18 protein-coding genes and 1 pseudogene are annotated in these 23,480 nt (G+C 71.7%); 15 read left to right on the plus strand and 4 right to left on the minus strand.

From position 1 onward, the window contains the following. From nusB to Q9G87_RS30845, 4 genes are all read left to right on the plus strand, one after another. The gene (nusB, locus tag Q9G87_RS30830) at positions 1-411 is read left to right on the plus strand and encodes a transcription antitermination factor NusB (RefSeq protein WP_138667324.1); all 411 of its coding nucleotides are present in this window, start codon (positions 1-3) and stop codon (positions 409-411) included. 450 nt (positions 412-861) lie between these two features. Beyond that, on the plus strand, positions 862-1,581 hold the full coding sequence (locus tag Q9G87_RS30835) for a methyltransferase domain-containing protein (RefSeq protein ID WP_305920013.1): 720 nt from the start codon (positions 862-864) through the stop codon (positions 1,579-1,581). Between the two features lie 40 nt (positions 1,582-1,621). Continuing rightward, a complete protein-coding gene (gene dinB / locus Q9G87_RS30840) occupies positions 1,622-2,863 on the plus strand; it encodes a DNA polymerase IV (protein ID WP_305920014.1) in 1,242 nt (413 codons plus the stop codon). 228 nt (positions 2,864-3,091) lie between these two features. After that, the gene (locus Q9G87_RS30845) at positions 3,092-3,499 is read left to right on the plus strand and encodes a DUF3040 domain-containing protein (protein ID WP_305920066.1); all 408 of its coding nucleotides are present in this window, start codon (positions 3,092-3,094) and stop codon (positions 3,497-3,499) included. A gap of 224 nt (positions 3,500-3,723) precedes the next feature. Here Q9G87_RS30845 and Q9G87_RS30850 read toward each other — a convergent pair whose 3' ends face one another. Genes Q9G87_RS30850 through Q9G87_RS30860 form a run of 3 tightly spaced genes read right to left on the minus strand, consistent with a single transcriptional unit; the run spans position 3,724 to position 8,475 of the window. Then, complete coding sequence (locus tag Q9G87_RS30850; protein WP_305920015.1) at positions 3,724-6,183, minus strand: transglutaminase family protein; 2,460 nt, start codon at positions 6,181-6,183, stop codon at positions 3,724-3,726. Continuing rightward, positions 6,180-7,442 (minus strand): DUF58 domain-containing protein, encoded by a 1,263-nt coding sequence (locus tag Q9G87_RS30855; protein ID WP_305920016.1) that lies wholly within the window; start codon positions 7,440-7,442, stop codon positions 6,180-6,182. The genes Q9G87_RS30850 and Q9G87_RS30855 overlap by 4 nt, the downstream gene beginning before the upstream one ends. Before the next feature lie 55 nt (positions 7,443-7,497). Further along, positions 7,498-8,475 carry an AAA family ATPase gene (locus tag Q9G87_RS30860; RefSeq protein ID WP_305920017.1) on the minus strand — a complete coding sequence of 326 codons (978 nt, stop codon included), beginning with the start codon at positions 8,473-8,475 and terminating at the stop codon, positions 7,498-7,500. A gap of 464 nt (positions 8,476-8,939) precedes the next feature. Between Q9G87_RS30860 and mraZ the strand changes: the two genes are divergently transcribed. The 3 genes from mraZ to Q9G87_RS30875 all read left to right on the plus strand — a co-directional run bounded on the left by mraZ (position 8,940) and on the right by Q9G87_RS30875 (position 11,072). Continuing rightward, complete coding sequence (mraZ, locus tag Q9G87_RS30865; protein ID WP_305920018.1) at positions 8,940-9,371, plus strand: division/cell wall cluster transcriptional repressor MraZ; 432 nt, start codon at positions 8,940-8,942, stop codon at positions 9,369-9,371. A gap of 221 nt (positions 9,372-9,592) precedes the next feature. Beyond that, a complete protein-coding gene (gene rsmH, locus Q9G87_RS30870; protein WP_305920019.1) occupies positions 9,593-10,558 on the plus strand; it encodes a 16S rRNA (cytosine(1402)-N(4))-methyltransferase RsmH in 966 nt (321 codons plus the stop codon). Then, on the plus strand, positions 10,548-11,072 hold the full coding sequence (locus Q9G87_RS30875) for a hypothetical protein (protein ID WP_305920020.1): 525 nt from the start codon (positions 10,548-10,550) through the stop codon (positions 11,070-11,072). Before rsmH ends, Q9G87_RS30875 begins: the two co-directional genes overlap by 11 nt. Before the next feature lie 5 nt (positions 11,073-11,077). On the opposite strand, the gene Q9G87_RS30880 is transcribed toward Q9G87_RS30875, so the two are convergent. Then, a complete protein-coding gene (locus tag Q9G87_RS30880) occupies positions 11,078-11,950 on the minus strand; it encodes a hypothetical protein (protein ID WP_305920021.1) in 873 nt (290 codons plus the stop codon). 156 nt (positions 11,951-12,106) lie between these two features. Between Q9G87_RS30880 and Q9G87_RS30885 the strand changes: the two genes are divergently transcribed. The 8 genes and pseudogenes from Q9G87_RS30885 to murC all read left to right on the plus strand — a co-directional run bounded on the left by Q9G87_RS30885 (position 12,107) and on the right by murC (position 23,351). Beyond that, positions 12,107-13,837 carry a peptidoglycan D,D-transpeptidase FtsI family protein gene (locus tag Q9G87_RS30885; RefSeq protein ID WP_305920022.1) on the plus strand — a complete coding sequence of 577 codons (1,731 nt, stop codon included), beginning with the start codon at positions 12,107-12,109 and terminating at the stop codon, positions 13,835-13,837. Between the two features lie 40 nt (positions 13,838-13,877). Further along, complete coding sequence (locus tag Q9G87_RS30890; RefSeq protein WP_305920067.1) at positions 13,878-15,410, plus strand: UDP-N-acetylmuramoyl-L-alanyl-D-glutamate--2,6-diaminopimelate ligase; 1,533 nt, start codon at positions 13,878-13,880, stop codon at positions 15,408-15,410. Then, positions 15,407-16,624: pseudogene (locus tag Q9G87_RS30895) on the plus strand (UDP-N-acetylmuramoyl-tripeptide--D-alanyl-D-alanine ligase); the annotation flags it as partial. The gene Q9G87_RS30890 and the pseudogene Q9G87_RS30895, both read left to right, overlap by 4 nt. A gap of 548 nt (positions 16,625-17,172) precedes the next feature. Further along, positions 17,173-18,231: a phospho-N-acetylmuramoyl-pentapeptide-transferase gene (gene mraY / locus Q9G87_RS30900; RefSeq protein WP_305920023.1), complete on the plus strand. Its 1,059-nt coding sequence runs from the start codon at positions 17,173-17,175 to the stop codon at positions 18,229-18,231. Next, a complete protein-coding gene (gene murD / locus Q9G87_RS30905; protein ID WP_305920024.1) occupies positions 18,228-19,604 on the plus strand; it encodes a UDP-N-acetylmuramoyl-L-alanine--D-glutamate ligase in 1,377 nt (458 codons plus the stop codon). Before mraY ends, murD begins: the two co-directional genes overlap by 4 nt. After that, on the plus strand, positions 19,588-20,868 hold the full coding sequence (ftsW, locus tag Q9G87_RS30910; protein ID WP_305920025.1) for a putative lipid II flippase FtsW: 1,281 nt from the start codon (positions 19,588-19,590) through the stop codon (positions 20,866-20,868). Before murD ends, ftsW begins: the two co-directional genes overlap by 17 nt. A gap of 12 nt (positions 20,869-20,880) precedes the next feature. Next, positions 20,881-21,957: an undecaprenyldiphospho-muramoylpentapeptide beta-N-acetylglucosaminyltransferase gene (gene murG / locus Q9G87_RS30915; RefSeq protein WP_305920026.1), complete on the plus strand. Its 1,077-nt coding sequence runs from the start codon at positions 20,881-20,883 to the stop codon at positions 21,955-21,957. Further along, positions 21,954-23,351 carry a UDP-N-acetylmuramate--L-alanine ligase gene (gene murC / locus Q9G87_RS30920; protein ID WP_305920027.1) on the plus strand — a complete coding sequence of 466 codons (1,398 nt, stop codon included), beginning with the start codon at positions 21,954-21,956 and terminating at the stop codon, positions 23,349-23,351. The genes murG and murC overlap by 4 nt, the downstream gene beginning before the upstream one ends. Positions 23,352-23,480: the final 129 nt, after the last annotated feature.

A 23,480-nucleotide genomic window follows, 5' to 3' on the forward strand; every position in this document is an offset into this window, starting at 1 on the left:
GTGTCGGCACGCGGCAAAGCACGCAGACGGGCGCTCGACATCCTGTTCGAGGCCGAGCTGCGCAGCGAGGATCCGCTGAAGATCCTCGCCGAGCGCGTGGAGCGCCAGGAACCCCCGGTGAACGAATACACCTCGACCATCGTCGAGGGCGTCGCCAGGCACCACGCGCGCATCGACGAGCTGATCACCACCTATGCCGAGGGCTGGACGCTCGACCGCATGCCCGCGGTCGACCGCAACCTGCTGCGCGGCGGCACCTATGAGCTGCTGTGGATGCCAGACGTGCCCGAGGGCGTGGTCATCAGCGAGTGGGTGCACCTGGCCGGGGAGCTCTCGACCGATGAGTCCCCGCAGTTCGTCAACGGTCTGCTGGCGCGCTTCAAGCAACTCAAGCCAAGCCTCACCCTTTAGACAGCTTTTTCCGCGGGCCATTGCCGCGTGTTCGGGGTACGTTCCAACCACGCCGGCCGCACACGGCTTGCGCAGGCGAGGGACGTGTACCGTCACGCGGTCAGGCGTCCGGCGCCGTCACGGCGGAGCCTGGCCGTGTGATGCGGGCGCCCGCGCCCGTGCGGAGAAGTGGCGCGTCACCAGCCGCGACGCGCCTCTTTTCTGTTGGTGCCCCGCCTTCTGCGTGCGCGCAAGCGGTTCGCCAGGATGCCGGAAGAGGCGTCTCCCCCGCGGCACCGCCGTTCCCCGTGCGTCTCGGTTGCCGCCGGTGGGGAGCGGGCGATCACGTGCACGGCGTAGGCTGGGCCCGTCCGCTGAGGACACGAAGCAGCCGTGCGCGAAGAAGCAGTTCGCGGGGGAGAGGGAGGCGAGCCGACGTTGCGTGCTGAAGGCGTCACGAGGACTCCGGCGGTGCGGACCGCCGTCGTCTGGGACGCGCTGCGGTCGGTGCTGGCCGAGCGGACGGCGGCCACGGGTCGCGAAGGGCTCGACATCGTCGACGCCGGCGGCGGCACCGGCGGGTTCGCCGTGCCGCTGGCCGCGTTGGGCCACACCGTCACCGTCGTCGACCCGAGCCCTGACTCGCTGGCCGCGCTGGAGCGCCGGGCCAAGGAGAGGGGCGTGGGCGTCAGCGCCCTGCAGGGCGACGCCGACGACCTGGGCGAGCTGCTCCACCGCGACAGCGCCGACCTCGTGCTGTGCCATAGCGTGCTGGAATACGTCGAGGACCCGATCAGCGCGCTGACCGCCGTCGCGGGCGTGCTGCGCAGGGGCGGCGCGGTGAGCGTGCTGGCCGCCAACCCGGTCGCCAGCGCCATCCACCGGGCGCTCGTCGGCCACTTCGACGAGGCTCGGGCGGTGCTGGACGACCCCGTCGGCAGCTGGGGCGACCGCGACCCGACGCCCCGGCGCTTCACCGCGGAGACGCTCGTGGAGCTGATGACCGCGACCGGGTTCGCCGTCGGCGCCATCCACGGCGTGCGGGTCTTCGCCGACCTGGTGCCGAGCAGGCTCGTGGACGGTGAGCCCGGCGCCGCCGAGGCGCTCGTGGCGCTGGAGCAGGCCGCCGCGACCCATCCCGTGCTCAGGGACATCGCCACACAGCTGCACGTTCTCGGGCGCCGGGCCTGAGCCCTCGTTATCGAATCCATGTTCGGATAGAATCGGCGGCGTGTCTCGCAAGCAGATCACCGGCATCGGCCCCGCTCCACGGACCGGGGTCGATGACAGCGGCTGCCCGATCCTGCACGTCGACATGGACGCCTTCTTCGCCAGCGTCGAGCTGCTCGAGCGCCCGGAGCTGCGCGGCCACCCGGTGATCGTGGGCTCGCCCGCCGGGCGCGGCGTCGTGCTCAGCGCCACCTACGAGGCCAGGGCCTTCGGGGTGCACTCCGCGATGCCGATGAGCAGGGCGCGCCGGCTGTGCCCCCAGGCCACGATCATCCCGCCCAGCCACGGCAAATACTCCGAGGTCTCCAAGGGCGTCATGGAGATCTTCCACTCGATCACCCCGCTGGTCGAGCCCATCGCCTCCGACGAGGCGTTCCTCGACGTCGGCGGCGCCAGGCGGCGGCTCGGCTCGTCCGCGGCCGTCGCCGCCATGATCAGGGAGCAGGTCCTCGACCGCTACGGCATCACGTGCTCCGTGGGCGTGGCCAGCAGCAAATTCGTCGCCAAGCTCGCCTCCAAGCAGTGCAAGCCGGACGGGTTGCTGGTGGTGCCCGCCGATCAGGTCGTGGACTTCCTCCATCCGCTGCCCGTGTCGGCCCTGTGGGGCGTCGGCGAGCGCACCGAGCAGTCCCTCGTGCGCCTCGGCATCCGCACGGTGGGCGATCTGGCCAGAGTGCCTCCCACGACGCTCCAGCGCGAGCTGGGGCAGGCCGCGGGCGGCCATCTGGCGGCGCTGGCCTGGGGGCGCGACGAGCGGCCGGTGAGCGCCCACGTGCCCGACAAGAGCATCGGCAACGAGGAGACGTTCGCCACCGACGTCGACGACCCCGAGGTGATCAGACGGGAGCTGCTGCGCCTGTCCGAGCGGGTGGCCGCCAGGATGCGTAAGGCCGGACACGTGGGAAGAACTGTATGTGTGAAGCTTCGCCGAGCCGATTTCACCACGATCACCCGCTCGCGCACGCTGCGCGAGGCCACCGACGTGGCCCAGGTGATTTACGCCACGGCCTGCGAGCTCTACCGGGCCGCGGGCCTGGAGCGGGTGCGGCTGCGCCTGGTGGGGGTCAGGATGGAAAACCTGCGACCCGCCGAGGAGGCCACCCGGCAGCTGGGTCTGGGCGAGCGGGAGACCGGCTGGCGTGAGGCCGAGCAGGCCATGGACAAGGCGATTCGAAGATTCGGTCCCGATGCGGTGGTCCCAGCATCGCTCGTACGTGGCAAGCTTGATGAAATAGAGACATAACGCTGATGTCCGGACTCTGTGGCGCGTCGGTGTCACGATTTTGGGGGAAGGGGGGCGAGATGGGCCACAATGGAGCCATGACGTCACCTCCGGTTTGGTCTGCGTTGGACGTTTGCTTTCGCCTACGTCTACAGCCTCGTATTCTGGGGATAACCGACCGCGAGGTTCGGACACCCCGTGTCGTCCGTTGCCGTCTTCCCCGTCCTGGGGCTGTCCTTGGGAGGCGCCGTGCCGCTCTCTGAGCACGAGCAGCGCTTGCTCGACCAGATCGAGCAGGCCCTCTACGCCGAGGACCCGAAGTGGGCCAACACCGTAAGGATCAGTGACCCGCGCAGCCATTACAAGCGTCGCCTGATCAGGGCCTCCATCGGCTTTGCTCTCGGCGTCGTCATCATGATGGTCGGCGTGGTGTCGAGCGGCAGCGCTCTGATCCCGCTCGGCGTCGGCGGTTTCGTGGTCATGCTCGCCGCGTGTCTGTGGGGCCTGTCCAGTTGGAAACGTATGAACGGGTTCGGTGACTCGGCCCCGTCCTCCGGCCCGGCCGTGCCACCGGGCAAGCAGGCGCGCCGGGGCAACCGGGGCAGCTTCATGGAGCGCATGGAAGAGCGCTGGCGCCGTCGTCACGACGAGCGCTGAGCGAGCCGTTCCCGCGGTCGGCCCGGCCACGACGGCATCCCGCCCACCCGGCGGGACACCAGGCCGGGTCCTCCAGAGGACTACTCCGGGCCTCATGCCCCGATCCGGAGACGACCCAGGCCGGCGTGCCTGGGTCTAACAACGACCAGCGACGGTCCCAAAACGACGGAGCGTGCGGTCCGTCCCCTCATGGGGATGGGCGCACGCTCCGTCTTTTGCGTCCCTCAGGAGCCCTTCTGGGCCGCCGTACGCCGCAGCCTGATGGTCTCCAGCAGGTCGAACCCGTCCAGCAGGCGCTCGCCGAAGCCCCGCAGCCGCCGCAACGTCGACGGAGGCATCAGCACCGCCCGCACCCGCCGCCCGCGTGACACCGTGGCCGCCAGAGCCTGCCGCACCGTACGCAGGTCCTTCTTCATGGGCCCGATCCGGCCGGGGTCCCTGGCGAACAACACCCGCTCGACCGCCGAGGCGATGGCGGACACGGCCGCCGAAGAGGCGGCGTCGAACTCGTACTGCTGGGTCAGCCGCCGCGCGAGCGCCCGCGGGGTCTCGCTGGCCTGGCGGCCCATGCCGTAGTCGTACAGGATGTCGTCCAGCTCGGCCCAGGCCGCGGCCACCGACGGATGCCGGCCCGCGGCCCCCTCACCCGACACGATCCTGGCCGTCAGCTCGTCCGACGGTTGCGACACCTTCCAGCCCAGTGTGCGCACGCGCCGGTTCCTGGTGATCAGCCGCATGCCCGCGGGGATCAGCAGGACGAGGAGCAACGCCAGGGCTCCGATGCCGATCTGGGCGATCAGCGGCATCGACTCCTCCGTGGGCAGGGCGCCGGGGATGAGCTGGCTCTCCCGGTCGAGCGCGCGGATGTTGTCCCGCGCCTGCGGGTCGACCGGCTCGTCGGCGGCCGAGGAACCGGTGGCCCCCGGCGTCGGCGCCGCGGAGGAGTCCGTGGGGCGGGGCGCGGGCTGCGTGTACGCGGGCACCCGCGCGCTGCCCTGGCCGAGCGCCCCGGCCGGAGTCGGCTCGAACGGCAACCAGCCCACGCCCTCGAAGTACAGCTCGGGCCAGGAGTGGGAGTCGGTCGTGCTGACCTCCCACCGGTTGCCGATCTTGGTACCGCCCGTGTAGCCGATCGCCACCCGGGACGGGATGCCGACCAGCCTGGACAGCACCGCCATCGACACCGCGAACTGCTCGCAGTAACCCGCCCGGGTCTGGAGCAGGAAGTCCCGCAGCGCCGAGGTGCTGTGCCCCTGCGTGCGCAGCGTGTAGGTGAAACCGCCGGTCTTCGTGAAGAACTGCTGGAGCTTCACCGCCGCGTCGTAGTCCGACGTGGCATTCGCGGTCTCCCTGTCGGCCAGCTCTCTGATGTCGGGAGGCAGGTCGTCGGGCAGCCTCAGATAGCGCTGGTCCACCGCCTCCTGGTTGCCGTTCAGCGACTCCAGCAGGTCGGAGGTCGGCTCCGGCTCGCTGGTGGCCACGTCGTACTCCAGCCCGGCGGCCTCGTCGCGGGTGGAGAAGACCATCAGCGAGCTGACGTCGGCGCGCCAGTCGCCGTCCACCTGGACCTGCCTGGGCGGGTACGGCAGCGGCAGGAACTTCAACGCCGCGATCTCGTCGCTGATCTGAATGTTCGTCAGCACGCTGTTGATCTTCGGATTCCCGGTGAGCCCGGGCGGCGGCGGCAGCGGGCCGTTGTCCGTCCTGTTGTCGGGAGACCCCTTCGGCTGCGTCATGCCGAACTGCTGGCCGTCGAACGTGTCCAGCGCGTAGATCCGCAGGTAGCGCGGCTTGTCGTCGTTGTTGGCGTAGGTGAGGACCGTCCGCCGCTCCGGCAGGTCCAGCTGCCCCTTCAGGTTGGCGATCGGGTTGGGGATGCTGATCGAGTTGCCCCGGCCGCCCGTGCCGCTGCCGCCCACGCCGAACTGGAAGAACGACACCGGCTCCATCGTCGGCAGCAGGGCCGGCACCAGCACGGCCAGCGCGATCGCGGCGAATCCGATGCGCTTGCCCGACACCCGCAGGCCACTGGTGTCGGCGGAGGCCTGCGGGCCTCTCGCGGACGGACCCGTGGCCGGCCGCGCCGCCAGCCGCGTGCGGCGCACCAGCACCGCCCGGCCCCAATGGCCCACCCGCTCACGCCCGTCGGCGATCAGCAGGCCGACGAAGCCGAGCGCGGCGATGATGAACGCCGGCCAGCTGATCGGATCGGGCAGGATCGTCGCCGGGACCGTCGCCAGCGCCAGCAGCGGCAGCCCGGCCAGTGCCGCCCGCCGCAGCCGCGCGGCGAACAGATCCACGATGATCGCGATGAGCGCCACCCCGCCGGCGGTCAGCAGCGTGATGCCTTCCGTCGGGGGCACGGGCGCGGCGAACCGCTGGATGTCGGCCCACCCGACGCCGAGCAGCCGGCCCAGTTCCACCACCGACCCCCTGGTCGGCACGAACACCGCCCAGGCCTCCTCGGCGGCGAACGACGCGGTCAGGTAGATCCACGTCGCGGCCACGCCCAGGAGCGTCGCCGCCCACGCCGGCAGCGACAGCCGGCTGCTTACCAGTCCCGCCGCCACCACGGCGAGCACGGCCCCCAGCGAGGCCCAGAACCACGTCCCGCCCTCGAAGAGCGGATAGAGGAGCATGGCCGCGGCGAACGCGGCCACGCCCGAGGCGATCGTCAGCCTCATGCCGCACCTCCCGCGGGGTTGACCGCATACCTGCCGCGGTTGGCGGCGTCCTGCCAGACCGATGCGATCGAGGTGCCCGCGGGCATCCGGACGATGCGCCAGCCGTACCCGGCCAGAACGGTCTGCGCGGCCTGATGATCGTCCGCAGTCTCCTTGTCGCCCCCGTCCCATGTGTCCACGTCGAGCAGGACCGCCACCCCGGTGATGCCGCTGTGCCGCAACCTGGCCAGTTCTCTTGCCTCCTCCGCGTCCAGCGCGCCGAGCACGGCCACGATCAGACCGTCGCCGCCGCCCTGGCGCAGGGCGGACACGCCCATCTCCAGGGAGCGGGCCGGGCTGTGCCGTACCACGGCGAGGGTGTCGAGCAGCGAATGGCTCAGGCCGGTGTCCGTCAGGTGCTCGGCGCCCTGGTCGGTCACCAGCCGCAGGCCGAGGCCCTCGCGGGCGAGATGCACGCCGATGGAGGCCGCGGCTGAGACCGCCACCTCGAACGACGAGCGCGGCCCCTCGCCGCGATGCGCGTGCCTGCGGGTGTCGAGCAGGAGCGCGCCGCGGCTCTGCCACTGCTGCTCCTCGCGGCGCACCATCAGCTCGCCGTGGCGGGCCGTCGAGCGCCAGTGCACCCGCCGCAGGTCATCGCCCTGCCGGTACTCGCGCGGCGCCACGTCGTCGTCGCCCGCGGCCGCCACGCTCCTGGTACGGCTGTCGCCGCCGCCCGTCCACTCGCCCGACAGCCGTACGTGCGGCAGCGCCGCCACGTGCGGCGTCACCACGAGCGTGTCGCTGATCGTGAACGAGCGGGTCAGCTCCACCAGCCCGAACGGGTCGGCGATGCGGATGGACAGCGGCCCGATCGTGTAACGGCCCCGCAGGTCGGAGCGCACCCGGTAGTCGATCTCCCGCACGCCGCGCGGCTCGACCCGGTCGAGCACGAACCTAGGGCGGACGCCCAGCGCGTAGGGGACGGTGTCCTCGATGAGCAGCAGGCCGGTCGGCAGCCTGGTGACGTTCTCCAGCCGCAGGGTCACGGTGGCCTCGCCGCCCACCTCGGCCCTGGGCGGGTCGAGCCGCCTGGCGCAGCTGAGCCGGTAGCGGGTCCGTGCCACGACCAGCGCGGCCAGCAGCGGCAGCGCCGTCACCAACACCCCGATCCTGAACAGGTCGTTCTCACCCAGGAAGAGCGCCATGAGCAGCGCCGCGATCCCGGAGGCGAGGAACGACCTGCCCCTGCTGGTCAGCGCCCGCAGTCCGGCCCTCACAGCGCCTCACTCAACCCGTGCCGTTGATGGATGTCCTCGCTTCGCTGCGGATCCATCAACGGCCCCGGGTCTCCGGCACCGGCACGCGCCTGATCAGATCGGTCACCACCTGCTCGGGCAGGCGGCGCTGGCCCTGGGCCTCGACGCTGGGCAGCAGCCGGTGCGCCAGCACCGGAACGGCCAGGTCCTGCAGATCGTCCGGGATGACGTAGTCGCGTCCCGCCAGTGCCGCGTGCGCCCTGGCCGCCCTGACCAGCTGCAGCGTGGACCGGGGTGAGGCGCCCAGCCGCAGGTCGGGGGAGTGGCGGGTGGCCACGACCAGGTCGATGGCGTATTTCTTGACCGCCTGCGAGACGTAGACGCCGCGGACGGCCTCGATCAGCGCGCGCACCTCCGACGTCTTGGCCACCGGCTGCAGCTTGTCCAGCGGCGAGGTGCCGCCGTGCACGTCGAGCATCTCCAGCTCGGCCGTCGGCTCGGGGTAGCCCATGGCGACCCTGGCGGTGAAGCGGTCACGCTGCGCCTCGGGGAGGGGATAGGTGCCCTCCATCTCGATCGGGTTCTGGGTGGCGATCACCATGAACGGCGCGTCGAGCTCGTACGTCACCCCGTCCACCGTGACCTGGTGCTCCTCCATGCACTCCAGCAGCGCGGACTGGGTCTTGGGGGAGGCGCGGTTGATCTCGTCGCCGACGACGATGTTGGCGAAGACGGGTCCCGGCTTGAACTCGAACTCCCGGGTCTGCTGGTTGTACGCGCTCACGCCGGTGATGTCGCTCGGCAGCAGGTCGGGGGTGAACTGAACCCGGCGGACGGGACAGTCGATGGAACGAGCCAGCGCCTTGGCCAGCATGGTCTTGCCCACTCCTGGGACGTCCTCGATCAGGAGGTGGCCCTCGGCGAGCAAGACGGTCAGCGTGAGGCGGACGGCGTCACTCTTGCCCTCGATCACCGATTCGATCGCTTCCCGGATCCGGTGGGCTGTGGTGACCAGCTCGTCGAGCTGGGGAGGGACGTCATGGGTTACTGCCACCAGGCCTCCATGAGAAGTGCTACGGCTGTCCCGGGGTGCTTTGCGGGAGCCATGCCATTCCTTTTCATTGTGGTTACGACCCTACGACGCTGTGGGTTCTCGAGCGACATTTGTGGATATTCCAGGGAACCTGGGTGATGTTCCCGTTCTTGTCGCATGGCGGTGCGAATCCCGTGACAGAGCACCCGCGAACCGCCCCACTTTCCCCCACCCCGACCATCGCGAAGGGTCTCGGCCCCTATTTCTTCGATCTTTTGAACCCTCGACACGCCCATGAGGGTTGACCGCGCGGCCACCGCGCTCCACCCGGCTTCATCGCGCTGACCTGCGGTAACGCAACGGAAACGAGTGATGAAGACGGTTCGAATCAGTTGACGGTGGGGAGAAGTGGAGTATGGTGGTGCGCAGTGGAGAGCCCGGTGCACCAGCGCTGAGCGCTTCGCAAGGCACGGGAGGTGGGGCCGGTGTTCCTCGGCACCCATCAACCGCGTCTGGACGACAAGGGACGGCTGTTCCTGCCGGCTAAGTACCGTGAGGAGCTGGCGGAGGGTCTTGTGATCACCAAAGGCCAGGAGCGATGCCTCTACGTCTTTCCTGTGGAGGAGTTCCAGCGCATTACCGAGGCTCTCAGCACCGCCCCGGTCACCGCCAAGGCGGTGCGTGACTACAGCCGCGTCTTCTTCGCCAGCGCGTCCGACGAGAAGCCAGACAAACAAGGACGCATCACGATCCCGCAGGGCCTGCGGCAATACGCCGGTCTGGAGCGTGACTGCGTTGTCATCGGGGCCAACACCCGGCTGGAGATCTGGGACGCGGGGGCCTGGGACACCTATCTCAGTGACCAGGAGCAGGCGTTCGCCGATCTGTCGGAGGAGGTGCTGCCAGGGATCTTGTAGGAGTCACGGTCGATCCGTCGGTGATGTCGTTCGGCGAGGTCTCCACCCGCAACCACTGTCTGCCAACTGATGCACCTTCCCCGGTGTCAGAGGGCAGACGTCCACGAAGAGGGTGCGGATGGGGACCTGGCCGGGCGGCGCCGGGTGGGGACCCAGGAATGACCACGATCGACCGATAAGCGCGTCATCCGCGAGCAAGGGCGCGAGAGGGGGGTTTGGAGATGGACGACAACGTCGGCACCGGCGGTCACGTTCCGGTGATGCTCGAGCGCGTTCTGGAGCTGCTCGGTCCCGCGCTGTCCGGGCCGGCACCGGTCGTCGTCGACGCCAACCTCGGCCTCGGCGGCCACTCGGAGGCCCTGCTCGCCGCCTACCCGGCGCTCCACCTGATCGGGATCGACCGCGATCCTTTCGCGATCGAGTTCTCGACCCGCAGGCTGAGCCCGTACGCAGACCGGATCACCCTGGTCCACGCCTCCTCCGGCGACCTGGCCGAGGTGCTCGCCCACGCGGGGCGCACCACGATCGACGGAGCGCTGTTCGACCTGGGGGTCTCCTCGCCGCAGCTGGACGAGGCCGAGCGCGGGTTCGCCTATTCCTACGACGCGCCTCTCGACATGCGGATGGACACCTCGCAGGAGCTGACGGCGGAAACGGTGGTCAACACCTACTCCGCCGCGGAGCTGACCCGCATTCTGCGCGACTACGGCGAGGAGCGCTTTGCTCCGCGTGTCGCGGGCCTGATCATTAAGGAACGGGCTAAAGAGGCAATAACCTCGACGAAGCGGCTAGCGGACATCGTTCGCGAGGCGATTCCCGCCGCTACTCGGCGCACCGGGGGAAACCCCGCCAAGAGGACTTTTCAGGCGCTGCGCATCGAGGTGAACGCGGAGCTGACCGCCCTGGAGGCGGCGCTTCCCGCGGCGCTCGACGCGCTCGCGCTGGGTGGGCGAGTCGTCGTGCTCTCCTACCACTCACTGGAGGACCGGCTCACCAAGCAGGCCCTCACGGCGCGAACCAGGGACACCAGCCCCCCCGGGCTGCCCGTCCCGCTGGAGGCTCATCAGCCCAGGTTCCGCATGCTGACGAGGGGAGCAGAGCTCCCAAGCGAAGAAGAGCTCGCCCGCAACCCGCGGGCGGCCTCGGCCCGGCTACGGGCGGCAGAGAGGATCCGTGTTGACCACTGAGCAGGAGACCGGCCGGGGTACGGCCGTCCGTCGCGCGGTGCCCAAGACGGGCACGCGCCGGTACGCGGCGCCGCACCAGTCCAAGCCGCGTCCCCGTCCTGACACGCGCCCTGAGACCGGCGGGACGGCGCCGGACGCCGAGCGGACGCGCACCGACGCCGGCCGCCGCGAGACGCGGGCGGGCGCCCGTGCCGTGCCGCGGCGCCCATCCGCGCGCCGCCAGCGCACGCCGTTCGTGCTGCTCGTCGTCGGGCTCATGTCCGGCGGCCTGGTCAGCCTGCTGTTGCTCAACACCATGCTGGCCAAGGACACCATCACCGACGCGACGCTGCGCGAGGAGATCGCGGTGGCCCGGCGGGAGAACGAGAAGCTTGAGCAGGAATACCAGCTCAAGACGCAGCCCGAAGCGATCGCCAAGCTGGCCGAGCAGCAGGGGCAGCAGCCCGACTGGGACAACGTCAACGGCTGGACCAGCGCCGGTGACCGGGTCGGCCGGGTGGACACGGAGCGGTGAGGGACTCAGGCGGCAGGGGGCAGGGTCCCGGCCGCGGCGCTGGCGGCGCCGGCTCTCAAGGAGGGCCAGGCGCCGCTCGTCGTACGCCGGGCGGCCCGGGACGGGCAGGGCGCCAAGGGGGCCCTGCCCGTTCTGACGGGGACCGTTCTGACGGGGCGGGCAGCCCGGCGCCGCCGGAGAACCCGCCGCGCCGGCCACGCAAGCGGCCCGATCCCCTGGACCTGCCGTTCGGGCACGACGACGACGCTCGCGGGCGTCCCCCGCAGGACCCGGCTGACACTCCGGGAGAGTCCGGCGGCGCCCGCCGCTCCGACGCCGACCGCCCCCGTCCGGGTGGCTCCGACCGGAGCCGGCAGGACCGCGCGGACCGTTCCGGGGCCGACCGTTCGAGGGCCGACCGTTCCAGGAACGACCGTTCCAGGAACGACAGGCCTGCGCGCGTCCGACGGGACGACGATCGCCTCCGCGCCCAGGACGATGGCAGCCGCGCTCGACGCGACGGCGCCGACGACGACGCAGGCGTCCGCAGGCGTCCGCGCGACGACGCCGACCCCGCGAAGGGCCGCGTCGCTCAGGGCCGCGACGGCGGCGACCGTCCACGGCGTCCCTCCCCAGGGCGGGACGACCGGCTCCGGGGCCGCGTTCAAGGGCGGGACGAGCGCGTGCGCGGGGACGGCGGCCCGTCCGACGCCGCGGCGCGCGGTCCCCAGGCGCGCCGGTCCCGGCAGGGCGACGGTCCGCGGAGCCGGTCCCCGCAGGACGACGGCCTCCGGCAGCGGGAGCGGCGTGAGGACGACCTGCGGGGTCGCGACAGGCGTGAGGACGACCTGCGGGGCCGTGACAGGCGTGAGGACGACCTGCGGGGCCGTGACAGGCATGGAGACGGGCCGCTGCGCCGGGCGCAGACCGGGGGTTCCCGGTCCGAGCAGGTGCGGGGCCGTGAGCGGGTGGCGGCGCGTCGCGGCGGAGACGTGCCGCCACCCCGAGGACCCCGGCGGCCCCCCACGCCGCCGCGCCCGCCCAGGCCGCCGCTTGTGCTGCGGCTGGGCAGCCCGCGCAGGCGCATCAACATCGGCCTCATCGGCATGACGTTCGTGCTGTCGATCTTCGCGGGCCGGCTGATCCAGATGCAGGGCCTGGACTCCAAGGTCTACGAGGCCGCCGCCGCGGATCAGCGCCAGCACACCGAGACCATCCCCGCCAAGCGCGGCTCGATCACCGACGTCAACGGCCACGACCTGGCCGTGACCATCGAGGCCCGAGAGCTGTCGATCGACCCGTCCAAGATCAGCGCCGACGTGCGCGGGAAGATCGCCACGATCCTGGCCAGGCAGCTCGGCAAGAGCGAGCAGGACATCGCTGCCAAACTGGCCAGAACGGACACCCGCTACCAGCGCCTGGCGACCGACGTCGACCCCGTCGTGGCCACCCGCCTGCTGCAGGCGGGCGTGCCGGCGCTGTCGGCCAAGAAGACCTACCGCAGGCTCTACCCGGCGGGCGATCTCGCGGGCAGCCTCATCGGCTTCGTCGGGGACGAGGGCACCGGCCTGGCCGGCCTCGAGCGGACCAAGAACACGCTCCTGGGCGGCCGCGACGGCGAGCAGCGGGTGGAGACCGGCCGCGACGGCCAGCGCATTCCGATGACCAGCAGCCAGCGCACCGCCCCCGAGGACGGCCGGGACATCCGGCTGACCATCGACCGCGACATCCAGTGGGCCGCCCAGAAGTCGATCGGCGAGCAGGTCCAGAAGGCCGGCGCGGACAGCGGCACCGTGATCGTCATGGACGTCCGGACGGCCCAGATCATCGCCATGGCCAACGCCCCCGAGCTCGACCTGAACAACTGGCGCAAGGCCCCCCAGTCCAGCCAGATCAACAAGGCCGCCGCCGACGTGTTCGAGCCCGGCAGCACCAACAAGGTGATCACCGCCGCCGCCGCGCTCGAGGCCCGTGCGGTGTCCCCCGGCACCGTGTTCCATGTGCCCGACCGGATCAGGTGCGCCGACCAGGTCCTGCGTGACGCCCATGCGCACAAGGCGGAGTCGATGACGTTCCGCCAGGCCATGGCCCAGTCCAGCAACGTGGCCACGATCATGGCCGCGCGGAAGGTCGGCAGCGCGCGCCTGTACCAGATGCTGAAGGCCTTCGGCTTCGGCGCCGAGCCGGGCGGCGGCGTGCCGGGCGCCGAGGCCGGCCTGCTGCCCGACTACAGGAAATGGTCCGGCAGCCAGAGCTGCACCGTCGCCTACGGTCAGGGTGTGTCGGTGACGGCGTTGCAGATGGCCAGCGTGTACCAGACCATCGCCAACGGCGGCGTCAAGGTCGAGCCGCAGATCGTCGCGGGGACCACGGACGGCGAGGGGAGGTTCGTGCCCGCTTCCGCTGGTAAGCAGACCAGAGTGGTGAGCGAGACGACGGCCAAAGAGATCACGACGATGCTGGAGGGCGCGGTGGGCGAGGAGGGCACCGGCCAGCTGGCCGCCATTCCCGGCTACCGGGTGGCGGGCAAGACCGGCACGGCCAACCGCTACGACGCCGAGCTCGGCCGCTACGACGGCTACACTGCCTCCTTCGCCGGGTTCAGCCCGGCGGACAAGCCCAGGCTGGTGGTGCTGTCGGTGCTGCAGAACCCGAAGAACGGCCACTTCGGCGGGCAGCTGGCGGCCCCCGTGTTCAAGGATGTGATGACGTTCGCCATCAAGAGCAAGAAGATTCCTCCCACAGGCTCCGTCGTGCCGCCGGTGCGTACGGGCGCCGGACAGTGACCAGGGAAGGTACGCTGCCGCCGTGCGTCCCCCGTCGTCTATGCGTCCCACGACCAGCCCGCCCCGCCCGCTGACCGGGCTCGCGACCATGCTCGATGCCGATTCGGGCACCTCGCGCTCGCGACACGCCGCCCTGACCGGCGTCACCATCGACTCCCGCGACGCCAGACGCGGGGATCTCTACGTCGCGCTGCCCGGCAGCCGCGCCCACGGCGCCGCGTTCGCCGCCGAGGCGATGGCCGGCGGCGCGGTGGCCATCCTCACCGACAAGGAGGGGCGCGACGCGGCCGTCGCCACCGGGCTTCCCGTCCTGATCGTGCCCGACCCGCGGGCCCTGCTCGGGCAGATCTCCAGCTGGGTCTACGGGCAGCCGGCCCATGACATCCAGATCCTCGGTGTGACCGGCACCAGCGGCAAGTCCACCACCACGTTCATGCTGGAGGCGGGCCTGCGGGCCGCCGGGCACCGGACGGGCCTGGTGGGCGGCGTCGAGATCCGCGCGGGCGACCTGCGCTTCCAGCCGACGCTGACCACGCCGGAGGCGTCGGTGCTGCACGGCCTGTTCGCGCTCATGCGTGAGGAGGGCGTCGGCGCGGCCGCCATGGAGGTCTCCAGCCACGCGCTCGCCCTCGGCAGGATCGACGGCGTCTACTACGACGTGGCCCTGTTCACCAACCTGTCCCAGGACCACCTCGACTTCCACAAGGACTTCGAGGACTACTTCGCCACCAAGGTGCGATTGTTCCAGCCGGAGCTGAGCCGCGTCGGCGTCACCAACATCGACGACCGCTACGGTCGTGAGCTGCTGGACCTGGCGAAGGTCCCGATGACGACGTTCTCGGCGCAGGGCGACCCGGAGGCCGCGTGGCGGGCGCTGGAGGTCAGGCTCGGCGCGGACGGCAGCGCGTTCCGCGTGGTCGGCCCGGGCGGCGTCGAGGCCGACGCGCAGATCGCGTTGCCGGGGCCGTTCAACGTCGCCAACGCGCTCGGCGCCATCGTCACCTTGGTCGAGGCCGGGGTGCCGCTGCAGACGGCGGTGCACGGCGTCGGCACGCTCATCGGCGTGCCCGGGCGCATGCAGCGCGTCACGACCGGCGAGGACGAGTTCCAGGCGATCGTGGACTACTCACACAAACCCGGCGCCGTGGAGTCGGTGCTGCGGTCCCTGCGTACCGTCACCGCGGGCCGGCTCGTGATCGTGCTCGGTTGCGGTGGCGACCGCGATAAGGGCAAACGGCCCATCATGGGCGAGATCTCCGCACAGTTGGCAGATGTGGCCATTTTCACGAGCGACAATCCCCGTTCCGAGGATCCGCTCGCCATCCTCGCGACGATGATGGAGGGAGCGCTCCGCGTTCCGCAGCACGACCGCGCTCATGTGATCATTGAGCCCGATCGCGCGGCCGCCATCGGCCTGGCGATCGCCGGCGCCGGGCGCGGCGACGTGATCGTCGTGGCAGGCAAGGGTCACGAGCAGGGTCAGTACATGTCAGGCGAGGTGATCCCCTTCGACGACCGGGAGGTGGTCGCCGAGGCGATCGACGCACGCAAGGAAAGCAGGAAGCACCAATGATCCCGTTGCCTCTGGCCAGGATCGCCGAGATAACCTCGGGCGCCCTGTCGGGCATGGCCGATCCCCGCGCAGTGGTGCGCGGGCCCGTCGTGATCGACTCGCGGGCCGTAGAACCGGGATCGCTGTTCGTCGCCTTCAGAGGCGCGCGGGTCGACGGTCACGACTACGCCGCGCAGGCGATCCGGGCCGGAGCCGTCGCCGTCCTGGCCACCCGCCCGGTCGACGCGCCCGCGGTGATCGTGCCGGACGCCGCCGTCGCGCTGGCCGAGCTGGCCGCCGCCCAGGTCGCCGCGCTGCCCGACGCCACCGTGATCGGCGTGACCGGGTCGGCCGGCAAGACCAGCACCAAGGACCTGCTGGCCCGGCTGACCGCCCGGATCGGGCCCACCATCGCGCCGGTCGGCAGCTTCAACAACGAGCTCGGCCACCCGCTGACGGTGCTGCGCGCCGACGCCGGCACCCGGTTCATGGTGCTGGAGCTGGCCGCGCGCAACCTCGGCCACATCAAGGACCTGACCCGCATCGCGCCGCCGAAGATCGGCGTGGTGCTCAACGTCGGCACCGCGCACCTCGGCGTGTTCGGCGGCAAGGAGGCCATCGCCAAGGCCAAGGGCGAGCTGGTGGAGGCGCTGCCGCGCACCGGCGTGGCCGTGCTCAACGCCGACGACCCCTACGTGCGGGAGATGGCCGCGCGCACCGACGCGCGGGTCACCTACTTCGGGCGGGGCGAGGACGCGGCGATCCGGGCCGAAGATGTCGTCGTGGACGTCCGCGGGCGGGCCTCCTTCACGCTGCGCACCCCGTCGGGGGCCGCGCACGTGTCGCTGAAGCTGTACGGGGCGCACGCGGTCGACAACGCGCTGGCGGCCGCGGCGGCCGGATACGAGCTCGGGCTGCCCGTCGCCACGATCGCCGCGGAGCTGTCCGAGGCCACGCCGCGCAGCCGGTGGCGGATGGAGGTCACGGACCGGGCCGACGGGGTGATCGTGGTCAACGACGCCTACAACGCCAACCCGGACTCCATGCGCGCCGCCTTCGAGGCGTTCGAGGTGCTGGGGCGGGGGCGGCGGCGCTTCGCCGTCATCGCGGCGCTGCGGGAGCTGGGCGACGAAGGGCCCGCGCTGAACGCCGAGCTCGGCCGCATGGCCGGGGGCGCCGGCCTGACGGGCCTCATCGTGGCGGGCCCGGACGCCGAACCGGTCCTGCAGGGCGCCCACGCCGCAGCCCACGCGCCCGCACCAGGCGCCCCGCACACCCCCGGGCCCCACGCCCCAGCCGCGCAGCACGCCCCGGGGCCCCACCCCCCGGCCGCGCAGCACGCCCCCGGGCCCCACCCCCCGGCCGCACAGCACGCCCCGGGGCCCCAGGCCCCAGCCGCACAGCACGCTTCCGGCCCTCAGGGGCCGGCCTGGCCTGCGCCGGTGATACCGCCGCAGGGCGCGCCGGTGCCCGGTCCGCAGGACGACGCCCCGCAGGGGTGGCAGGCGCCCGACGCCGGTGTGCCCCAGGGCCGGCAGGGACCTGAGGCCGGTGGAGCGCCGGCCGCGGGCGGGCCGTACGCCGGCGGGCCGCCGACCGTCGGTGGGCCGCCCGGAGGCGGGGGAGCGGCGCATCCGACGCGGATCGTGCACGTTCCCGACGCCGAGGCCGCGGCGGCCGAGCTGAACCAGTGGCTGCGCCCCGGGGACGCCGTGCTGATCAAGGGTCCGCGGGCGATGGGCCTGGAGCGGACGGCCGAGCTCCTGCTCGGAGGTGCCGCCCAGTGATCAACATCGTCATCGCCGGCGCGGTGGGTTTGATCATCTCGATGCTGGGCACCCCGCTGGCGATCAGGCTGTTCTCGCGGCGCGGCTACGGCCAGCAGATCCGCGAGGAGGGCGTTCAGGCCCACCACGGCAAGCGGGGCACCCCCACCATGGGCGGCACGGTGTTCGTGCTGGCCGCCCTGTTCGCCTACGCGGCCTCCCATTTCGCCACGCTCAGCGCGCCGACCGTGTCGGGCATGCTCGTGCTGTTTCTCATGACGGGGCTCGGCGCGGTCGGGTTCCTCGACGACTTCATCAAGATCTACAAACAGCGCAGCCTCGGCCTCCGCAGCGGCGCCAAGGCGCTCGGCCAGCTCGTCGTCGGCGCCATCTTCGCCGTCCTCGTCGTACGCAACCCCAACGTCTACGGCATCACCCCCGCCGAGACCCGCGTGTCGTTCCTGCGTGACATCGGCCCGTCGATCGGCATCGTCGGCTTCACCATCTGGGTCCTCATCATGATCGTCGGGTTCTCCAACGCGGTGAACCTCACCGACGGCCTCGACGGCCTGGCCAGCGGCGCGTCCGGGGTGGTGCTGGGCGCGTACGTGCTGATCGGCAACTGGCAGCTGCGCAACAACTGCATCGACCAGCTCGGGCCCAACTGCTACTGGGTGCGCGATCCGCTCGACCTGGCCGTGGTGGCGGCCGCCGTGCTCGGGGCGCTCATCGGTTTTCTGTGGTGGAACGCCCCGCCCGCCCGGATCTTCATGGGCGACACCGGCTCGCTGGCGCTCGGTGGCGTGCTGGCCGGACTGGCCATCGCCACCCGTACCCAGCTGCTGCTGATCATCCTCGCCGGGCTGTGCGTGATCATCACGCTGTCCGTGATCATCCAGGTCGGGTTCTTCAAGATGACCCGCAAACGGGTGTTCAGGATGGCGCCGCTGCAGCACCACTTCGAGCTGAAGGGCTGGGCGGAGACCACGATCGTGGTCCGCTTCTGGCTGATCGCGATGTTGTGCGCGGCGCTCGGGCTCGGCCTGTTCTATGTCGAATGGATGCCCAAGCCATGAGCATGACCTGCGTCGCCGGGCTCGGCGTCTCCGGCACCGCCGTGGCGAGGGTGCTGGCCGAGCGCGGCGAGCACGTCGTGGTCGTGGAGGCCAAGGCGGGGGAGCCGCAGCTCGCCGCCGCGGCCGAGCTGGCCAGGCTCGGCGTCGAGACCCGGTTCGGGGAGATGGCGCTGCCGGAGGGCGCCACCCGGCTCGTCACCACGGGCTGGGCGCCGCACCACCCGCTCATCGCCGCGGCGACGAAGGCCGGGGTCGAGGTCGTGGGCGAGGTGGAGCTGGCCTGGCGGCTGCGCCCGGCCCAGGCGGCCACGTGGCTGGCGCTGACCGGCACCAACGGCAAGACCACCGCCGTGCGCATGCTCACCTCCATCCTGCTCGCCGCCGGCCACAAGGCCCTGGCCGTGGGCAACGTGGGCGTGCCGGTCGTACGCGCCGTCGGCGAGCCGTACGACGTGCTGGCCGTCGAGTTGTCCAGCTTCCAGCTGCACTGGTCGAGCACGCTTGCCCCGCACGCCGCGGCCATCTTGAACATCGCGCCCGACCACCTCGACTGGCACGGCTCCCTGGAGGCGTACGCCGCCGCCAAGGGCCGTATCTACGAGCGCGCCGGCACCGTGATCTTCAACGCCGACGACCCCGAGGCGACCCGGCTGGCCGCGCCCTACCCGGGGGCCGTCGGGTTCACCCTCAGGGTGCCCAAGCGCGGCGAGGTCGGTGTCGTGGAGGACCTGCTGGTGGACCGGGCGTTCGTGGCCGACCCGGTGGAGGCGGCCGAGGAGCTGGCGACGCTGGAGGACGTGCGGCCGTTCGCGCCGCACAACGTGGCCAACGCCCTGGCCGCCGCCGCCCTGGCCCGCTCACTCGGCGTCCCGTCCGAGGCGGTGGCGCGCGGCCTGCGGGACTTCACGCCCGACCCGCACCGCCTGTCGCACGTCGACAGGATCGGCGACGTGGACTACGTCGACGACTCCAAGGCCACCAACCCGCACGCCGCCGCCGCGGCGCTGGCCTCGTACCCGTCGATCGTGTGGGTGGCGGGCGGCCAGCTCAAGGGCGCCGACGTCGACGATCTCGTACGCCAGGCCGCTCCCCGGCTGCGCGGCGCGGTGCTGCTCGGCGTCGATCGAGCCATGATCGCCGAAGCCGTCGCGCGACACGCCCCGAATGTCCCCGTCGTGGACATCGCTGATCGGGACACTGGTGCGATGGACAGAGTCGTCATCGAAGCCGCCCGCCTGGCCTCGCCGGGCGACACCGTGCTGCTCTCCCCGTCGGCGGCCTCCCTGGACATGTTCGCCGGCTATCCCGCGCGAGGGGAGGCCTTCGCGCGTGCCGTACACGAGCTGAGGCGGCGACGTGAGCACGACCGCTGAGGAGAAGCCGGGCGCCGCGCCGAGGTCCGGCAGCCCGCTCCGCGAGCAGCTGGCCGCGCTGAAGGAGCTGCTCGAGAAACCGCTGACCACCTACTACCTCATCATCATGTGCAGCGCGCTGCTGCTGGCGCTCGGGCTGATGATGGTGTTGTCGGCCTCCAGCATCGAGGCGCTGCAGAAGACCGGCAGCCCGTTCTCGTGGTTCATCAAGCAGTCGCTGTCGGCCGCGGTCGGCGTGCCCCTCATGTACGCCTGCGCGCGCCTGCCGGCCAAGTTCTTCCGCTGGGCCGGCTACCCGCTGATGGCGCTGTCGATCATCGCGCTGGTCATGGTGCTCTTCATCGGCTCGTCCGAGCTGGGCGCGCAGAGGTGGATCTACCTGCCCGGCGGGCTGACCATCCAGCCGTCCGAGCCGGCCAAGCTCGGGCTCGTGCTGTGGGGCGCCGACCTGCTGGCCAGGCGGGCGCGGCTGGGCCGGATCGAGTGGCGGCAGATGCTGATCCCGCTCATGCCGGGCACCGTGCTCCTGGCGGTGCTCGTCATGCTGGGCCGCGACCTGGGCACCACGCTGGTGCTGTTCATGATCTTCCTGGCGCTGCTGTGGGTGGTGGGGGCGCCGGTCAAGCTGTTCGGCGGCCTCATGGCTCTGGCGATGCTGGCCGCGATCATCATGATCAAGGTGGAGCCGTACCGGATGGCGCGCATCGGCGCCTTCCTCGACCCGTGGGCCGACGCGCAGGGCGCCGGCTACCAGGCCGTGCAGGGGCAGATCGCGATGGGCTCGGGCAGCTGGTTCGGGCTCGGGCTGGGCAGCAGCCGGCAGAAGTGGAGCTGGCTGCCGCACGGCGAGAGCGACTTCATCTTCGCCATCGTCGGTGAGGAGCTCGGGCTGATGGGCACGCTGATGGTGGTGGCGCTGTTCGGGCTGCTGGGCTATGCGGGGTTGCGGGTCGCGGTGCGGGTCAATGACCCCTTCGTCAGGCTGGCGGCCGCCGCCATGGTGGCCTGGATCGTGGGGCAGGCCACCGTCAACATGGGCGCGGTGCTCGGCGTGCTGCCGATTACCGGCATCCCCCTCCCACTGGTCTCCTACGGCGGATCCGCGCTGCTGCCCACGCTCGCGGCGCTCGGCATGCTGGTGTCGTTCGCCAAACGCGAGCCGGGCGCGAAGGAGGCCTTGGCGGCCCGTGGCCCCGGACCCGCCGCCCGGGCCCTAAGCTGGCTTGGCCTGGGAGGTACGACCAGACGCCGAGTGACACGTTAGGGAGTGACCGAGATGAGGGTGGTCCTCGCCGGTGGCGGGACGGCCGGGCACATCGAGCCCGCGCTCGCCCTTGCGGACGCGCTGCGCCGTCTAGACCCCAGCATCGGCATCACCTGTGTGGGCACCGAGCGCGGCTTGGAGACGCGGCTCGTGCCGGCCAGGGGCTATGAGCTGGAGCTGGTGCCGGCCGTGCCGCTTCCAAGGGCGATCACCCCGAGCCTGCTCACTGTCCCTGGCAGGCTCGCAGGCGCGATCAACGCCACGGCCGGCATACTCGACCGCGTCAAGGCCGACGTGCTGGTCGGCTTCGGCGGTTATGTCGCAACTCCAGCCTACCTGGCCGCCAAGCGGCGTGGCCTGCCGATCGTCGTCCACGAGGCCAACCCGCGGCCCGGCCTCGCCAACCGGCTGGGCGCCCGGCTCACCGAGCACGTGTTCACCGGCTTTCCCGACGCCGCGCTGCCCAAGGCCGAGTTCATCGGCACCCCGCTGCGCCGCGAGATCGTCGGCCTCGACCGGCTGTCGATGGGCGACAAGGCCCGCTCCTGGTTCGGCCTGGAGAACGACCGGCCCACGCTGCTGGTGTTCGGCGGCTCGCAGGGGGCCAGGTCGCTCAACCAGGCCGCGCTGGCCGCCGCGCCGGTCCTGCGCCGGGCGGGCGTGCAGGTGCTGCACGTGCTCGGCCCGAAGAACACCGTGGAGCGCGAGCCGCCGCCCGGTGACCCGCAATACGTGCTGCTGCCCTACGTCGACCGCATGGACCTCGCCTACGCGGCCGCCGACGTGGCGCTGTGCCGCAGCGGGGCGCTGACGTGCGCCGAGCTGACCGCGGTCGGGCTGCCGGCGGCCTACGTGCCGCTGCCGCACGGCAACGGCGAGCAGCGCATCAACGCCGAGCGCATCGCCCGGGGCGGCGGCGGCCTGATGGTCGACGACGCCGGCCTGTCACCCGATTGGATCATCCAGAACGTGCTGCCCATGCTCCACGACCCCGAGCGGGTCGCCGCCATGTCGGAGGCCGCCTCCCGGCTGGGGCGCAAGGACGCCGATATCATGCTTGCCAGGAAAGTGTTGGAGATAGCCCGATGAGTCTCGTCAAGCTGGTCGATCCCGTCCGCGTCGAAGATCTGGGACGCGTGCACTTCATCGGTATCGGTGGCGCGGGCATGTCCGGCATCGCCCGCATCCTGCTCAAGCGGGGCGTGCGCGTGTCGGGCAGCGACGCGCGCAGCTCCGAGCTGGTCACCGAGCTGCGCGAGCTGGGCGCGACCGTGCACATCGGCCACGCCGCCTCCCACATCAGGGACGTCGACACCGTGGTCGTCTCGACCGCCATCCGCGACTCCAACCCGGAGCTGGGCGAGGCGCTCAAGCAAGGGCTGCGGATCATCCCACGGGCGGCCGCGCTGGCCTCGGTGATGGCCGGGCGCACCGCCGTGGCCATCGCGGGCACCCACGGAAAGACCACCACGACCTCGATGCTGACCGTGGCGCTGCAGAAGTGCGGCGCCGACCCGTCCTACTGCGTGGGCGGCCAGCTCGTCACCACCGGGCTCGGCGCCGACGACGGGCAGGGCACGGTGTTCGTGGCCGAGGCCGACGAGAGCGACGGGTCGTTCCTCATGCTGGCGCCCGACATCGCGGTGGTGACCAACGTCGAGGCCGACCATCTGGACAACTACGGCGACCCGCGGGCTGTGCACGACAGCTTCGCCAGGTTCGCCGACCGGGTCGGCTCGCTGCTCATCGCCTGCGCCGACGACCCCGGCGCGGCGGAGGTGGCCCGCATGGCGCGGGAGCGGGGGCTGCGGGTCAAGACCTACGGCGTCGAGGGCGAGGACTACCGCGTGAGCGGCATCCGGCCCGACGGGTTCGGGACCGTGTTCGAGATCGAGGGCCGGGGCGTCGTGCGGCTGGCCGTTCCCGGGGCGCACAACGCGCTCAACGCCGCCGCGGCGCTGGCCGTGGCCGACGAGCTGGGGCTGCCCTTCGAGGAGATCAGAGAGGGGCTGGGGGCCTTCACAGGGGCCAAGCGGCGTTTCGAGGCCAAGGGCGAGTCCGGTGGGGTCGCCGTGTTCGACAGCTACGCCCATCATCCGACAGAGTTGGCCGCCGATCTTCGGGCCGCCCGCGACGTGGTCGCCTCCTACTCCGGCACCGGGCGGGTCATCGCGATCTTCCAGCCGCATCTCTACTCGCGCACCCGGTTCTTCGCCGAGGAGTTCGGCGCGGCGCTCGGGCTCGCCGACGAGGCCATCGTGCTCGACGTCTACGGCGCCAGGGAGGATCCCGAGCCCGGGGTGTCCGGCGCGATGGTGGCCTCGCGGGTGCCGCTGCCGGCCGAGCGAGTGGCGTACGCCCCGGACCGGGCCGCGGTGCCGGCGCTGGTGGCCGAGCGGGCCCGGCCCGGCGACATCGTGCTCACGATGGGGGCGGGCGACGTCACGGAGCTCGGCCCGCAGATCGTCGCCCAGCTGTCCTGAGACCTCATCCCACCGCCCGGGCCGGCGGGGGCCCGGGAGTCACTCCAGGGCGCCGGAACCGGCGGCTGGAAGACGCCGTGGGCCCCGCCTGCATCCCGGCGTGGCGCGCGGCGTCACGCCGTACTCGGG

This window comes from Nonomuraea turcica (assembly GCF_030718205.1).
Taxonomy (GTDB): Bacteria; Actinomycetota; Actinomycetes; order Streptosporangiales; family Streptosporangiaceae; genus Nonomuraea.